The organism is Methanolobus sp. WCC1, from assembly GCF_045690315.1.
Taxonomy (GTDB): Archaea; Halobacteriota; Methanosarcinia; order Methanosarcinales; family Methanosarcinaceae; genus Methanolobus; species Methanolobus tindarius.
This window is the reverse complement of the sequence record NZ_CP146979.1, coordinates 1,569,346-1,586,563: the sequence shown is the minus strand read 5'-3', so window position 1 is coordinate 1,586,563 and position 17,218 is coordinate 1,569,346. Positions and strand designations below refer to the sequence as shown.

Below are 17,218 nucleotides of genomic sequence, written 5' to 3'. Positions count from 1 at the left end.
TTCCCTCATTTTCGCATATATCTGGTCTGTCCACTTCCATATGGGAATTCCTTTGAACCTTTCTTGATCTTATCTGGATTATGCCAGGCAAACTGTTCTATAGATGACTCAATTTCATCTCCTTCATTCAGTTTTTCAATCACACCCTCGATCTCATTCTTACATGTCTGACCAGAATATCCATCAAGGTCAAAGTCAATAGCTCCTTCTGGATATATCTGGAAAAGAACTTTTTTTCCGGAAGGAAGAGTTCCTGTAACATGCACAGCATCTTCTTTCAGAATCGGTTTCTTAATGGAAAAACCCTGTTCTTTGAGAATTGACACTATTTTTCTGACTGTTTCTTTCCTTATTTCTTCTTGCTCATCCATCTTAATTATCAGTTCAATTTCCGAATGAACCTTTGCCAATGTATTTTCAATATCATGAGAGCTTGTAGCAGTATCTCTTAAACTTTCCAGCTTTGAAAGAAGCTTGTCCCTTTCTTTAGAATATTGTGCTGATCGTATTGTTGAAGAAGCAAATATATCGATCATCTCCTCTATCTTCTGATAACTTGCTTTTCTTTCTTCAGACCACTTATTTTCAATGGCTACGACATTAGATATTAATCTATTGAGCTGTGTAGAAATTTCATTAAGATTTGATAATGCTGAATCTGGATCACTCTTGATTACTACTTTTGTTGCATTTATCTGATCTTTTATAACTGAACTATCAGATTCAAAAATATCTGAATAATGTACATTATTCATATACATGTTCAATTTTGATTCCAGCTTTAAAATCATCTGATTGCACTGTTCTCTCACACGCTGCTTTCTAAGTTCTTCTTTTTGTCGTGCTATCATTTCAGCTCTCATTCTTCCATTCATGCTCATTTAATTACCCTCCTCATAATTAGGGAACTGAAGTGTGAATGAACCGGTGTCAGGATCAATCATATAAGCTGTTCTTCGTCTTTGTATCTCATTTTCATATTTTTGATCAAGGCTTCTAAACTCACGGTACATATCATTAGTCATTATCAAGAGATCTTTTTCGATAGCTTTTTTGATAATGAACTCATCATCCGAAACTCCTGCTGGGGCTTGCAAAGCTATCTTTTTATCTATATATGGATTCAATTTATCAAAATCAGGGGCTTTATGTCTTAATCCTGCACCAACAATGATGCGTACATCCTCAAAGCCATACTTGTTCACCAAGTCATCATACGCTTTTAACAATTGCTTGATGCTTCCTTCACCATTTTTGTGATCCTGTCTGGCAACATTACTACCATCAATTATTATTCTTTTAATAGGTGGCATATCCAAAACAAGCTGTGTTCCATGGTCCTTATTTTCAATTGCAGAATTTGATTGCTCATTCTTTAACTGTTTCTCGAACTGTTGCAGTTGCTCTTTTAATCCAAGGAACTTCAAATCGCCTTCTATTTTCTTCCAAGAATTCGTGTTACTTGACAAATATGGATAGGCATAATCCCAAATATCATCCAGGGACATATCTAATAATTTATCATTTCCAAACTGCCTTTTCATATTTGCCAGCAGGAATAGACCAATTGGCGTTTTTTCCAGATCATTGGAGTTTTTTAGCAAATTAAATTCCTGTTCAAGGATATTTTTAATATCTGGAACTGTTATTATTCCTGTCTTTCTCAGTGAAATAAGATTGTTGAACAATGTCTGTATTTGGTTTTTATCAGAAACCATCTCTACATTAGATGGGAAATTCCCTTTGATAAGTGAGTCAATGTTGAATACATTGTCAAAAACCTTGAAATCACTCTTTATTGATTTTATTTCCTTTGGGAACATGGGGTCAAGCAAATCCCAATTTACAGCTTTAAATTTTTTATTTGCTAAGGTACTTAACGTGATTTCTTTTGGTTTGTAGCCATGTTTATGAAGGAATTTGTAGATCTCAAAAAGTTCATTGCTCTCGAAATTATCAATTTGTTCTTCAAGGCCATCATAGATTATCTTTAGATAGTTTTGTTTTATTGAAGGATTGAAAGCACCAATAGCTTCATAGATTTCCTCGACTTCTTTCTTCTTTGAAGGTCTTGGTAGCATACCGATGTATCCATCCACATTTTGTTCAAATATAGCTAATATGTGTTCTATTTCCTCAAGAATGTCGCCTGAATATTGATTATTCTCACTGGTTAGTTTGTTTTTCAGTTCCTTTACATGTTGATATGAATCCTTATTGAGCAATATTCGTTCATAGATTGAACTCCAAGTACTATCTTTAATTTTAGTACCTTTTTCAGTTGTTTTCTTTAAGCGTTGAAGATAAAGCTCTCTGCAATGTAAAATGGTGGAAATATCAAGTTCAATAAGGTCATTAAGGTCAAGATTATCAAGGATTGCTTTATAGACAGGCGCATTTGAGATAATTATATTATTAAATGAAGACAAACGACCCCTTAATTCTTCTATTTCTTTTAATGCATTTTTTGAGGACTTTTTGTCCTTTATGCTATTAGTATTGAGAGAGACCAATATATCATTGAAATGACTCTCATCGGGTCTTAACATAAATTTTCCAATTGCAATAGCTAGTTTCTCACTTGAATTTCCTTTAGAAATGGAAAAGAGATTATATATCTCATTTTCAAAGATACTTGCATCTTTTGTCTTTTCAAGACAGTATAATGGTATTTTATAGCCACTCGCTTCGATAAGTGAAACTATAGCAACTTTGTTGTTAGAGATAATACTATCTGTACCAATGTTAATTTTAGTCACTGGTACAAAAAGCTCTATTGAATTGGGTATTATAAGAGAATTATGATAGGTTGCTTGAATCTCAAATTTAGAATTATTATTCAAGTGAACCATTATATCTGGTTTTATCTTGCTTTTCCTGATATGATTGACTGATGACATATTTGAATTTATCATCCATTTAGGACGTGAGGTCAAAAGCTCATTTATTATCTGATTCTTTTCAGCAAGGGAATATAACCTTGTTCCATCCAGATCATAGCATTGTTTTACAGGTAAATTGCTATATTTAGAAGCTGCTTTTTCGTATTCATCAAGATATTGTTTTAGACCACCTTTTGTGAACAATTGTTCTTTTAATATCTTTTTCAAAAGATCATTGTATTCTTCACCAAATGGATTTTTTGTAATATGAAAATCCAGACCTTTCTTGTTCAAGAATATCTTTAATTCAACATCTGTAATTTTTGTATTTACCTCTTCTATTGAATGGTTTTCTATAGACTGTCCTTTCTCAAGAAGTTTTAGAGCTTTGACATGTTTATTAATTAGTTTATCTGGAATAGTTATCGATGTTTTATCAATATCATAAACAGTATCTTCATGGCGATTCACGAACTCACGTGCATCTATATTCTTTGCACCAACAACCCACTCTTTTGAATGTGGTTCGTAATATATTGGAATACTAATGTTTTGTGGATCACTGACCATCTCCCCTTTTCTGTAAAGTTTTTGCCCCATTTCAGTAATATCATATGTATCACCATTGTTTTGGGATAGAACACCAAGGCCGGTAAGATTATTTGCTACATGCTCAAGGAACTCAACCTTCTCAATACCAAATTCTGTACCAATTTCTTTAAGGGTTGGTTTTGGCTCATCGAGTTCTGAAAGGGGTGCCAGTAATGCCCATTCGAGCAAATGTATCTTTCGTTTTTTGATTGCCTGAGCACTGACCTTGACTTCATTTATATCAAGTCTGTTGCTTATCTTTTTAATTAAAAATGGAGATCCTGTCAAAGTTCCTGCTTCACTCATGTACATCATACCCCCTTACATAAAAGTTACCTGAACTGCACTCTTTTGCAGCGTTCAATATTTCACCATAGGACTTTCTAGGTTGTTTCTTTCCATCGTGGTCAATCTCAACCTCTACTTTCTCAAATGTATTACCTGAACCTACAATTGCCAATAAGGATTGAGCCCTTGAAAAAGCAACATTTATTCTCCTGAACTCTTTGACAAAACTTGTAGGTCCCCTTCGTTCAGGAGATGAGACAAGGCTGACTATCACGATTGGACTTTCCATGCCCTGGAAACGGTCAACTGTACCTATTCTTAGTTTTAAGTTCCTTATCAAGCCTTGATCCTTCAAACTCTGTTCCATTTTCTTTAACATCCTTACCTGTCCTGAATAAAAGGAAATAAGTGCAATTTCATGAATCAGAGTTTCATCTCCGGGATATAACTCAATAAGCTGCTCACTAAAAGAGAGAAGAAGTTCCTTGATAGTATCTACTTCAAATTCGTTGTACCTGGAATTATATTTTGTTTTCTGATCCTTTTTTTCGTCTGTTTCATAATTAGGTACGAGTTTTCCATCTATTCTTTTTTGACCAGTGTCAATCCAAATTAGATGAGATAAGGGTGAAGATAGTTCATTTCCTGTTTTGCCTTTAATTGTCAGGCCATGTTTTCTTGATTCTTCCGGATCCTTAATCCCGCATTCAAGTTTATATCCTACCGGATAGAATTGATTTATAGCATTCATAATGCTTGGATGCATCCTGTATTGCATTGTCAAACGCGCTTTTAATGGATCACTAGCATCCTCGAACATTTCTTTGAAATAAGATGTGGTTACGAGTTTTTCATACCTCTTTACCATTCTCTTAATCTCTTCTTCATCACTTTCAGTTACTGGAAGCTCATCACCTTTTGCATTTATCTTGTACAATGGTGGTAACTGTTGATGATCACCTACAAGGATTATCTGCTTACCAAGAAGCATGGGCATTAGAAGTTCGGGAGGAGTTGCTTTTGAAACCTCATCAATAATAACAAGGTCAAAATTCCTTCCTTCTTTCCCCCAGAATTTGAATTTCCCGGTTTCAGTACAAGTTGCTCCTACAACATTTGCAAGGTCGATATATGTATCCATTAAGGATTCATATTCTTCTTTTGAGGCTGAGTCTATTCTTTTCACCCATTCAGATTGCAGATCAATCCATCGCTTAGATTTGTTTAGCTCTTCTTTCTTGTTAGATTTCTGGGTTTCAAGTGTTGACTTAATATACTGTAATGCATTTTCATCTATTTTGAAATCGCTCTCAAAAAAGCCGGATTTAAATAGTATTTTAGAATTATCCTCTACATCTATTGAAATTGTATCAAGTTGTTTTTCAATATGATTAATTACATTTTCAGCTTTTTTTCTTGATGATAGTAAAGTGTCTAGCTGTGACTCTAAACTTTCATATTCTTTTGTTATGCTCATCAAGTCTGCTTCATTATTGGAGAGTTTATCTTTTAAATGAAGTTCATCAGAAATCTTAAATGAAGCACTTGTAATTATTTTTAGAATAGTACTCATTTGAGTAATTACAGATTCAAACTCTTTTGCAGGTTGAAGAGATGATTGAAGTGTTCCTATCTGCTTTTCCAAATCTGAAGATTGTATCAACTTAAGAATGTCCTGCAAAGATGTAAAATGAAGTCGCAATTTAGAAAGCGTATCTCTCCACAAATCTCCTAATCTCAGCTCATTGTTCTTCTTTTTTAAGTCGTTTATTGTATTATTTATCGCACTTAATTCTGCTGAAAGTCTTCCCATTTCTTCCAAATCAGTCATCCCGGCTATTTTACCAACAATTTCTGACCTTTTAAATTCTAAGTCTTTGATTTCATCATTTTTTAAATGATCAAGTTTCGAAATGAGATCTTTTAATTTATCCAGTTCATCAATAGAAGTGGATATGTTTGTTGAACTGAGATTTTCGATGTAGCTCAGAATTTCACCAATATCAATTACATCAAGCTGCTTTTCGATTTTGATCCCAGCATCATCAAACAAATTTTTAATCTCAACCTGCAGTAAGGGAAGTACATCAGGGAGAACATGTGTAAACGCTACTAAATCTTGCTGTACTGGATACACACCTTTCTGGTCTACTTCCTGCAGAATTGATATTTGCTTTTGCAATGAATTGATCTCTTCTTTCACAATCTGTTTTCTGGAACGTACTTCTTCCAACTTTACATTCAGATCATTAAGTTGTTTTTCTGTAGTTCCTTTTCTTTTTATTTCTTCAGACCTTGATTTAAAACACCTTTCCAGATCTTTGACAGCATGTTCGGAACTCTCCATGTCGATAATCTTTTTCTTATTTTGATCAACGGTATTGCTTACATTCTCTTTTACTGATTGGAACCATTTTGGAACAACATTTTCTTCTACAAAGTCCTGTCCTTCTTCTGTTGTCCTCCTCCCAATCCTTATTGGCATTATCTCTGATCTTTTTGTTGTCAGTCTGCTAAGAGCATTGTCTACCGCAAGATTTGATTGCGAAGCTAGCAGAACTTTTCCTCCTCTGAGAACAGTTTGATAACAAAGTTCTGCGATAACAGTTGTTTTTCCAGTTCCTGGAGGGCCTTGTATCAAACTTATGTCAGGAGAATTCAAGGACGTAGTAAGAGCTTGTAATTGTGAATTATTCAAACTTCCCTCTACAAGATTATCTCTCTGAACCTCCTCGTCCCTTGAAGGAAGCCTTGCCTCGGTTATATCAAAAATGAAATCTTCTAATTTTGGATTTGATGCACTCCCCTCTTTTAATCTTCTAATAGCTTTTTTCTGAAGATTAACAGGCAGCTCATCAGAAAAAAGGGAATTTACAAAAAGACCTTCAGCAGGAAAATTATCTAAAGGATCTTTTTTTGCCCTTTGCTTTTCTTTTGTGTTCTGTTCCTGAGATGGATCGAAGATATATTTTTCAGATAGCTTGATATCAACATCGAACCAATCATTTTTACTCTTCTTATCTTTTGATTTTTTCTTTGCATCCTGCTTTATATTTTGTCTAATGACCTTTGCATCTTTTATAGTACCAAAATCTACAGGATCATTCGTTTCCTCATCTGGTATCCACTTTTTTTCTGCAGGTGTTGGATGATCTAAAATCCTTACTTCATCATCTGTAAAAAAGCTCCTTGCTGCATTATCCGAATAGAATGTGGATGATAATGATATTGTTGCAGTTTGTGAATCAGTACGTCTAATGTTCTTGTATGGAATCCAGGCTTGCTTGCTCCTGACGAAGGATAGATATAGATTTAAATAGCCTTCCCATTCTTCCAATCGTTGTTCAAGATCCTTTCTTCTTGGTACTAATTTGTGCATCCAATTTAAGTCTTCAGCACTCATGTATGTGGAATCAGGAAGTCGCTCATTCCCATCATCAATAACAAGAACCGGGCCTTCAATATTTCCTTCTGTCGGAAGACATCCACGTGATGCTCTTTGGAGATATATTTTTGTTACTTTTAACCTGCTTGAGTTTCTAGTACATTCAAAAAAAACCGTTTGATTGTTAAAAATAAAATGATCATATATTGGAATATCTGGATGTATCCTTAATCTCCAAAAACCAATCTTGTCATGCTCCTGGTCTTTTATTGTTACATTCTCAACCAGAAACGAGACTGTTTTTGAATCTAATTCTTTTAAGAGTTTGATCAGTTTGGTTTTGACAGCTTTCTCATTAGGCTTTTTATTTCTTGCAGTATTTATTCCAAGAGCATTTGCTGTATTAAAATCTATATTGTAGCATTTGATTGTATCTTCATTGAGCAGCAGTCTAATATCCATTTTTTTTGAAGGTAAACCATTGAATGTTAAACTTAAATCCCCAAAATCTCGTACTGAAATAGAACCCGCCATTTTTCATTCCTCTTTGAATATTGATGAGAGCACAATCTACTTTCATGAATTACAGAAAATTATACTCTCTTTGAATAAACGTAATATACATATACACATAATACAGTAATAATATAATAATTTGTTGAATACTATTAATTATGTCAGGAGTTTGTTTGAATTGAACACGAGTATGAATGAGTCTTATCTAAAACTAAAATGGAATATTGCAGGAACTTTTGATGAATTTCCTATGTTTATCAATCAATTAAATGATCAAAAGAAAATGTTACCTGATAACAATAAAAATGATAGAAAGAAAATAGACAACTGGATAAGTCAAATTGATACTATCAACGAAGAAATACAAACTATAAAACTCAAGAAAATCCCATTTTTAGAAAAGAAATTACAGTACACATTCAATGATCCTGATCTTGTAGTCTTAACTTTCATTCAGCCAGGAATTAGAAGTCTTTTTGGAGAACTAAGTAAGTTTTACAAAAAAGCAGGAATAGACTACGATTTTGAAACAGATCTTAATTTGGATCAAGCAGCTAAAGTTCTAGCCTTTATAGGAGATGCTGCAATCGATCTGGCTTTGGCTCAGGTCTTATGGCAGCCAAATATCTCAAATGTGGGAAAACTTACAAAACAGCGTTCAGATATAGCATCAAATGAGAATCTGGCAAAAGTATGCGATAAATGGGATCTATATACATCGAGGATACCGAATAAGGTTTCCCGGACAAATAAAGAGAAAACCAACCATGCAAAAGGAACCATTATTGAAGCACTGTTCGGTGTGATCTATGCTGAATCCGGATTAAACTCAGTTGTTTCTTCAATTGTTGTTCTTAAGTGATCTTTAGAGGAGATATAATGAAAGAAAGTACGAATCCCAGATTAGACCATACCAAGCTAAATAGATTGATTAGCTGGCTCAAATCTGAAAGATCAAGATTGGAGCAAGAAAAAAACACGTTCATTTTTGTAGATGTGCTTGATATCAATACTAAAATAATGCGTGGAAGAACATTTTATTATGCTGATATGCGCGTTTCAAAAAACAGTCTTAATTATCTGGAACGTAGATACAACCCGTTTCTTATACGAGAAAGACGCTCATACAAACTGAACTATGCATTGGGTTCATGTACTAAATGTGAATCTGCAACAGATTTTCGTATGGTCTTTGATAAAAAGCCAACCTTTGAGATAGGAAAATCTTACAAATTAGAAAATATTCCTCCTCTTGATATTATTGATAGAGAGATAGAGATACTGGATGAAATGAAAGAAAAAGAGAGCACATTAAAGGATATACTATTTGGTAATTACAATCTTAAAAATATCTCTTATCAAATCACCGGATACTAAGTTTCACTTGAATAATGGGATTTCATGTTTTTATCACTTTTAGGTGAGCGGTCTTTATCATTAAACTCAGGTTGTTCTCCAAATATTTCAACGTAAGCTGCAATACAATCATATTCATGTTTTGCAACATCCCCCATTATCCGCAAATTCTGTGGGTTGATTTGATTAACATCACAGTGGAATGAGAAAACTGAAACAAAGAGTTTGGATACCAGTTCACGATAAATTGGGTATTTCCTTCTAACACGACAAGCACCACCATGTCCTTCTTTCCATCGAATAGTATTATCAAACTGTTTTAAACGGCTCTTGAGTCCACCCTTTGAGTTTGTCATGCCAATATATGTAATATCAGGAATCCATTCAAAGTTCTTTCCAGAGATATCATATTCTGCAATTGCTATACAATATATACCAGGATAGTTGATTCCAGATAAAATATTCCGATTCTCCCATTTTTCCCACTTCGCAAAATTATAATTGCAACTCATGTTTTCATTACCTTTGATTGCCTATTACATCAGATTCCTCTGAGTATGTCCCACCTGCGCAGCCTCCTAGCATCCCTATAATTTATTACTCATTATCTTGAATAAAAGTTTCTAACTCCTTTTTTTCATTTAATATTGCTTCGTTTTGTGGGTCAATATCAAGTGCTTTATCATAAATATCAAGTGCTTCTCCGTAACGTTCCAGATTGCGTAATGTATGGGCTTTCATATACCATCCAGCAATATTTTGTGGATTAATTCGGAGTAATTTCTCAGAAACTTCAATTGTTTCTTCGTAGCGTTCCATATTATGTAACGCAGTGGCTTTGAAGTGCCAAACATTTTCATCTTGTGGGTCAATTTCAAGCACTTTATTGCAAGTCTCAATTACTTCTTTATAACTTTCGGACTGGTACAAGGCATTAATCTTTAATGACAAAACAGTAGTTTCTAATGACAAAACAGTAGCTTTTAATGACAAAGCATCTTCATTGTCTGGCTCAATCTCTAGTGCTTTATCTAAATATTCAATCCCCTTATCAAAAGATTCAATAGCTTTATCAAAAGATTCAATTGCTTCATCAAAAGATTCAATTGCTTTTTCGTAGTCTTTGTAGTTTTCAACATTTAATGCAGGAGTCATTAATGCAATGGCTTTTGCTAACCAAGCACCCAGGTGTTGTGGGTTAATATCTAGAACTTTATCAAAAGAGTTAATTGCTTCTTCATAGAGTTCCAGAGCGTTCAATGAATTGGCTTTTGCAAACCAAGCATCTTCATTTTGTGGGTTAATATCTAGAGCTTTATCAAAAAAGTTAATTGCTTCTTCGTGGTGTCCCAACTTGCTTAACACAAGACCTTTATCATGCCACAAACCTTCATTTTGTGGATTAATTTCTAGTGCTTTATCATAAGATTCAATTGCTTCATCATAGCATTCCAGCTCATCTAATGCACTGCCTTTAAAGTGCCAACTAACATCATTTTGTGGATTAATTTCTAATGCTTTATCATATGATTCAATTGCTTCATCGTAGCGTTCAAGATCATATAACACAGCGGCTTTATAGCCCCAACTCGCTTCATTTTGTGGATTGATATCTATAGCATTATCAAACGAGTTAATTGCTTCTTCATAACGTTCAAGATTACTTAATGCACTGCCTTTAAAGTGCCAATTCATATCATTTTGTGGATTAATTTCTAGTGCTTTATCATAAGATTCAATTGCTTCTTCGTAGCGTTCAAGATCATGTAACATATCAGCTTTAGCACACCAAGCCTCTTCGTTTTGTGGGTCAATCTCAATTGCTTTATCACAATATTCAATTGTTTCTTCATAGCGTCCTAAATTGCATAACTCTTTAACTTTAAAGTACCAAGTATCTTCAGCATGCGAATTAATTCCTAAATCATTAGATACTTCTTCATTGCATCCTAAAAATGATAATGCTTCTTCTTTATTAAAAAAAGCATCTTTGTTTTGTGGGTTAATTTCGAGGACTTTATCATAAGATTCAATTGCCCCATCATACAAGCCCATATTTCTGAATATTTCAGCTTTATGATACCAAGCATCTTCATTTTGTGGATTGATTCTTATAACTTTGTCATATAACTTTAGAGCTTTGTCATATAACCCAGCTTCACTTAGTGCAATGCCTTTATCTAACAAATTATTTTCTTTTTCTGTTTTTATACTTTGTCTTTCTCCAATTGAAGACTTATCTTCTCTATTTTTGAAAAGCTCTTTATCACCTACGGATGCATTCTCATCAGTGCTTGTATTTACAGATTCCTTTTCTAAATTATTTTCCTTCCCAAATATTTTTGATAGTAAAGTCATGACTATGCCTCCCTTTTAAATTTGTTCATATTTCAGCAATATCAATCATACCATTAGGTAAAGTTCTCAAATGATTCCTATTTAATAAAGAATTCATTACAGATTTTATTCTCTCAGCAACCATTTCGCTAGTGGATCTTATTCCAAACAAACGTGATGTTTGAGTCGCAAGTTCATCCGGAGAAGTAGCATGTTGGGTTTTAAGAACCAGTTTTATAGCTTCTGAGATTTCTTCATCACAAATCATTTCTATCTTTGCAGGAACTCCATTTCCACGTTGACGAACTTTTGGAGTTTGGCGTTCATCTAACCAAAGAAAACCATTGCAATTAGAAAGGTTGCCTCTCTTTTGAGAATAATCTATTGTCCCAAAAATAGCATCTTTTATTTTGTTACCGGTTCTTTTTATTCCATGATTTTCCCTAAGTCTTTTGATTACATCATCTAAATGGACTGGAGACTCAACTTCTAATATCTGAATTATGGCTCTTTCAAGCTCTGAATGTGATAATTCAGGTATCTGCCTAGTTGTATCAATATCAATTGTTGTACATACTTCATATTCAGGAATAAAGTCTAAGGGGGTTTTTTCAGATACTGAAGTATTAATAATCTCTTTTCGTTCTATAATAGTATCTTCTCTCTTAATTTGGCTTTTCAACTGCTTTTTATTTATATTTAGAGGTTTAGAACTTGTCTCGATAATATTATCAATGAAGCTTTTTAATTTTGTCTGGCTACCTTTCCTGTTTCGATACCAATCTGTAGACCATACACGATAAACTTTCCATTCTAAGTTTTCAAGTATTTGCTGGCTCAGTCTATCCCTATCTCGTGCAACATGAGATGAATGATATTTATCAGCATCACATTCGATTCCTAAAATGTATCTTCCTTGACACTTAGAATCAACAATTGCCATATCAACAAGATAGCCTGCACATCCTACCTTCTTTTCTACTTTATAGCCACAATCACAAAGGAAGTCATAAACAGATTTCTCAAAAGATGAACATTGTTCTTTTTCTTTATTAACACTGGAAAGAGTTCTGTTTTCAGCAAAATCCATGAATACCTTTAAAGCTTTAACACCAACGGGTAGCTCACGACTACTATTAAGATCCGTTGCTTTGAAATTAGAAAATACAACACATTTTTCACGTGCACGTGTTATAAGTACATTCAACCTTCTTTCTCCACCCTCTTTATTAAGTGGACCAAAATTAAGTCTAAATTTTCTATTTTCATCGAAGCCATATCCAGTACTGATGAAAATTACATCTCTTTCATCACCCTGTATTGTTTCTAGATTCTTGACAAAGAAATGATCTGGGCGTTTATTATCAAAGAATTCGTTCATCTCAGGATTTTGCATAAGAAGTATATCAACTTCTTCCTGAATTGCTTGCTGTTGTTTTACATTAAAAGTACCAATTCCAAGACTTTTCTCAGGATAATCGTTGAAATGTTCAAAGGCAGCTTTTGCCACAGCTTTAGCTTCTTTCCTATTCATTGAGCTCTTATACACAGTATCAGGAAGATGAACAAACTTCAAACCAAGATTATCCATATCAGCCATAGGAGATGGGTATATTACAAGATTCTGCTCATAAAATTCCTCATTAGAAACTGCAATCAAAGACTCATGTCTGCTACGGTAATGCCAGCGCAGGTTCTTTATTGGAAAACTACGCTTGCATAAATGAAGAATGCTTTCAATATCCGATACTGAAACCACCCCTTCTTCCTCATTATCCTCTATTGAACTAAGCATTTTATCAAAGAAACTTGTCGGTGGAAGCTGACGGGTATCTCCAATTATTACACACTGTTTTGCACGTAATAATGCTCCCAAAGCATCTTCTGGCTTAACCTGACTTGCCTCATCAAATACAACTACATCAAAATCATTAACAACAGGATCCAAAAATTGCGCAATTGAAAGAGGACTCATCATAAAACAAGGTTTAATCTTTTGTATTAAGCCTCCCGTATTCCTCATCAACTGTCTGATAGGCATATGCTTTCGTTTTCTGTTGAATTCCCCTAATAGGATACCTAATTCTGATCCGGGAGATGCACCTGAGTAAATAGAAGGTTGTTTCTCATACAGTAAACGTGCAAGTCTTTGCCTATTCTCTAGAATTAACTCACGGTCAAGTTCTGTAAATGAATCAATTTTCTTTTCATGAAGTTCGCCAATAAAACCTGCTAATGTTTTTCTTTCACGGAATGCACATCTGAGAAGATTTTCAGCAAAAACACCTTCAAAACACGGAACAATATCATTATATTCTATTTGATCTGAATTGACGAGATCTATAATAGGTGAAGCAAATGTATCAAGACATGCATCCCTTTTTATAGTGAATTGTCCCCAGTTCTGAAGCATTGGCATCGCCTCTTTCCATAATTGAAGCTGAGAATCTAAAAATTCAAATGATAAATTATCAAATTCTGAGGCAAAGCTTAATTCATAGTCTAAACCAAGTCTTTTGAATAATTTATCACATTGTATTGTAAAAACATCTGCATTCTGTGTTACTTCCTTAATAGTAGTTTTCAGTTCATCTTTGGAGATACCTGAACTTATATTTTCAAATACATCTTCCTTAAATTCTGATAAACATTGACGGAAAGATAATATCCATTCCTCAAATGAATTCAACGTCTGCAATTCAGTTTGTTCACATTTCCAGTGATGACCAAAAAAGGCAAATCCTTCTTCATTTAAATCTCTTAATTCACTTTTTAGTGTAATACATTTTAAAAGTTCATTAAGATCAAAAATAATATCTTCAGCTTTTTCGGGAGGTGAACTTATATAGAACTCCTTAGTAGAGTTTATCCATTTATCACGCTCTACGATGCCATGTTTCCATTGTTCTAACTGAAGGCTTATGTCCTCAAATGTGGATTTTTGATTTTTAGAAGAAAATAGTAAATTTGGAGAAATACCTATAAGACTTGCTAAATTATCACGCTGTTTTATAAAATTCTCCGTTGCTTTATTTAGTTTCTCGATTAATTCTTCTACATTTTCTCTGGAAATACCAGAACTGACTTTATCAACAACCTGATCATTGAAAGCATCCTTCAATAATTGTTGTCTGAAAGATACAATCCAGTCTGAAAAGGAAGTGAGCATTTGAGGATCACTATCTTCTTCTTTCCAGTGAGAACCAAACAGACTTTGTCCACTATCATTAGACTCATTTATTTCTTTTTTACACTTTAGACATGCATACAAATCATTTAAATCAGAAATAATAATCTCTGTCTTTTTAGGAGCAATGCCTTTGTAAAAAGAATTTATCTCATTTTTCAAGTAACGATATCTGCCATTAAAAACTCTTATAATAAAGAATTTAGCAGACAATTCTTTGTATTCCTTTGTTATAGAATCGATATCCTGTTCAAATGCATTATCACTAAAAGTAGACTCAAGATTCTCTTTTTGTTTTTGGAAATCCTGGACTTTTTTAATCAAGGATTCAGCTTTACTGCTCTGTTCATTCCATTCTTTATTTAATAATACCTTTTTATCTACAGGTTTTGATGCTGCAACAACTCTTGCTGCAGAAATAGAAGAGCTTATTTCTTCTATTGCGAAAGGTTGATGTATTGAACATTTCTCACACACTTCTTCAATTGAACTTTCAAGTTCAAACAATGATTCCTTGCAGTTATCTATAAGTGATTCGATTTCATTTGAATCTAAGTGAACAGATTCATTGTTGGTACTTGCTTTCCAAGGATGATTTAAATATGTAGAATCAAAAAATGGAACTATAGAATATTTATTACATAAATCACTGTACTTTTCAATAAATAAATCTATGTTCTCATCAAATGCTTCCTCTTTGAATATTGTATCAACTAAAGAATTTTGCTTATTGAAATTATCTACTTTTGAAATTAGAGAGGTGACTCTTTCAGGTTCGTTATCCCACCTTTCATTCAATAGAATTTCCTTTTCAATGGGATTTGACATCGCTACAATATCTGAGGCAGAAAGAGAGGATTCAAGTTCTTTTAGCGTCAATGAGATTTTTACTGAGCTGAGTTGGCTAAGAGTACCAATGGAACGAGTCAGATTATCTAAGGATGTCTTACAGTCATTAATCATACCTTCTATTTCTAATTCGTCTGAAGGAAGTACTATTCCTGGATTACAGTCATTCCATTGATGGCTATTAATAGGTGTTACGAGTGGCAATACCTCAGATAGACTTGTAAGAGCATCTATTGCTTCTGACCACTCTTGCTGACTACATTCCTCAACGTTTGATAAAATCAATGGTGGTAAGTCGATTCCTGTTTTTTCAAAATGTCTCAAAGCATCTTCTTTCATACAAAATAAATCGAAAGGAGAACGCCCAATATTAGCAAATGGTTCTCGTAAAGCACTTGCATAGTCATTTAGTTCAGATTTCAGAGATTCCAGCTTACTAAAATGAGTATTTAATGATACGGACTTTGGTTGCGATAAATTAAGAGTACGTTCTAACTCTTTAAGCACTTCTTTTTTATTTGCTTTCTTACTATGCAGTTCTAAACAGAAGTCACCTATGCCAGTCTGATCAAGACGACTCTTTACTACTTCAAGAGCTGCCATTTTTTCACTAACGAAAAGTACTGTTTTTCCTGATGCAAGAAGTTCTGCAATAATATTTGTTATGGTCTGAGATTTTCCTGTGCCTGGAGGACCTTCAACGACCAGATTCATACCTGATTTTACATCTTCTATCACAGCTATTTGGGATGGATCCGCATCCATTACATGATAGATATCCTTTGCCTTGAGTTTGGTATCTACATCTTTTTCTGAGAAACCTAGTGAACATTCATTATCAGATATGCTATTATCAGGATTAAAAATCTCTTTGATCAAAGGATGCTTTGCTGGTGAATTACCTTTTGGCCATGCAACAGGGTCAAGGTCCTTATACATAATAAACTTAGTAAAACTGAAAAATCCCAAATTAATATCAGATAGCACTTTCCATTCGGGTTTCTTTTTAACTGCATCTGTAACTTCCTGATAATACGCATTGATACCTTCTTTTTCATCAGGCATTTGAAAATCAGGGAATGAAATATTATATTCACCAAGTTTTGTTTGAAGGGAAATGTTGGTAAATACGTCTTCTCCTGTCCATGATAACTGAAATGAACCACCTACACCTTTTCGGGTCAGTTCTACAGGAAGTAAAACCAATGGAGCTTTTTTCATTTGGGATGTATCTTTTGGATCATTCCACTCCAGATAACCAAGAGCAAGGTAAAGAATAGTATGTCCTTGTTCTTCAAGGGCCGAGTGTGCTTGCTTGCTGATATAATAAAGTTTTTTTTGGAGGTCTTCGCTTCTCAAAGCAGTTTGAAGATATTTGTCAACATATTTATCTTCTAGATCCATATCTTCTTCTGGCATTTTCCAGAGAACTGAAACATCTTCTGAATCTAAATCAACATTCGATGCATCCAAATTATTATCGTTAGCAATAGCATCATATTCAAACTCTTTTTTCTGGTTAATTCTTTTAGGAAGAAATTCCATTTTCTTTTCTTGAATAACTAGATGATTGTAAATCTCACTTGGAATTTCATCTATAATTTTCATTGTTTTTGTTTTGGATTGACGGAAATTTAAAAGACTATTCCGCATTGTTAGATCCAATAAACCCTGCCGTGCGACTTCCAACTGTTTATTAATAGAACTCATACCATTGCTCCAGGCATTATAATTACGTTTTTTGCGAGAAATAAATTGTATAATTAAACCACATAAATACACATAATCAATTGTATAAATATATTTTGACATATAAATTAAATGGTA

General features: G+C 33.7%; 8 protein-coding genes. 2 read left to right on the top strand and 6 right to left on the bottom strand.

Going from position 1 to position 17,218, the window contains the following annotated elements:
- Positions 1 to 5: 5 nt before the first annotated feature.
- The 3 genes from V7O61_RS07545 to V7O61_RS07535 are packed head-to-tail and all read right to left on the bottom strand — an operon-like array spanning position 6 to position 7,680.
- Positions 6 to 881 carry a hypothetical protein gene (locus V7O61_RS07545; protein ID WP_288069055.1) on the bottom strand — a complete coding sequence of 292 codons (876 nt, stop codon included), beginning with the start codon at positions 879 to 881 and terminating at the stop codon, positions 6 to 8.
- Complete coding sequence (locus tag V7O61_RS07540; protein ID WP_288069056.1) at positions 882 to 3,779, bottom strand: NYN domain-containing protein; 2,898 nt, start codon at positions 3,777 to 3,779, stop codon at positions 882 to 884.
- Entirely contained in the window at positions 3,772 to 7,680 is a 3,909-nt protein-coding gene (locus V7O61_RS07535) for an ATP-binding protein (protein ID WP_288069058.1), read from the bottom strand. The genes V7O61_RS07540 and V7O61_RS07535 overlap by 8 nt, the downstream gene beginning before the upstream one ends.
- A 172-nt stretch (positions 7,681 to 7,852) precedes the next feature.
- Between V7O61_RS07535 and V7O61_RS07530 the strand changes: the two genes are divergently transcribed.
- On the top strand, positions 7,853 to 8,524 hold the full coding sequence (locus V7O61_RS07530) for a ribonuclease III domain-containing protein (protein ID WP_407282263.1): 672 nt from the start codon (positions 7,853 to 7,855) through the stop codon (positions 8,522 to 8,524).
- A gap of 17 nt (positions 8,525 to 8,541) precedes the next feature.
- Positions 8,542 to 9,039, top strand: coding sequence for a hypothetical protein (locus V7O61_RS07525; RefSeq protein WP_288069061.1), 498 nt, complete (start codon positions 8,542 to 8,544; stop codon positions 9,037 to 9,039).
- Here V7O61_RS07525 and V7O61_RS07520 read toward each other — a convergent pair.
- The 3 genes from V7O61_RS07520 to V7O61_RS07510 all read right to left on the bottom strand — a co-directional run bounded on the left by V7O61_RS07520 (position 9,036) and on the right by V7O61_RS07510 (position 17,203).
- A complete protein-coding gene (locus V7O61_RS07520) occupies positions 9,036 to 9,530 on the bottom strand; it encodes a hypothetical protein (RefSeq protein ID WP_288069063.1) in 495 nt (164 codons plus the stop codon). The two genes, V7O61_RS07525 and V7O61_RS07520, sit on opposite strands and share 4 nt — an antisense overlap.
- A gap of 85 nt (positions 9,531 to 9,615) precedes the next feature.
- Entirely contained in the window at positions 9,616 to 11,376 is a 1,761-nt protein-coding gene (locus V7O61_RS07515; protein ID WP_288069065.1) for a tetratricopeptide repeat protein, read from the bottom strand.
- A gap of 25 nt (positions 11,377 to 11,401) precedes the next feature.
- Positions 11,402 to 17,203, bottom strand: a complete 5,802-nt coding sequence (locus V7O61_RS07510) for a DUF3320 domain-containing protein (RefSeq protein ID WP_288069067.1) — start codon at positions 17,201 to 17,203, stop codon at positions 11,402 to 11,404.
- Positions 17,204 to 17,218: the final 15 nt, after the last annotated feature.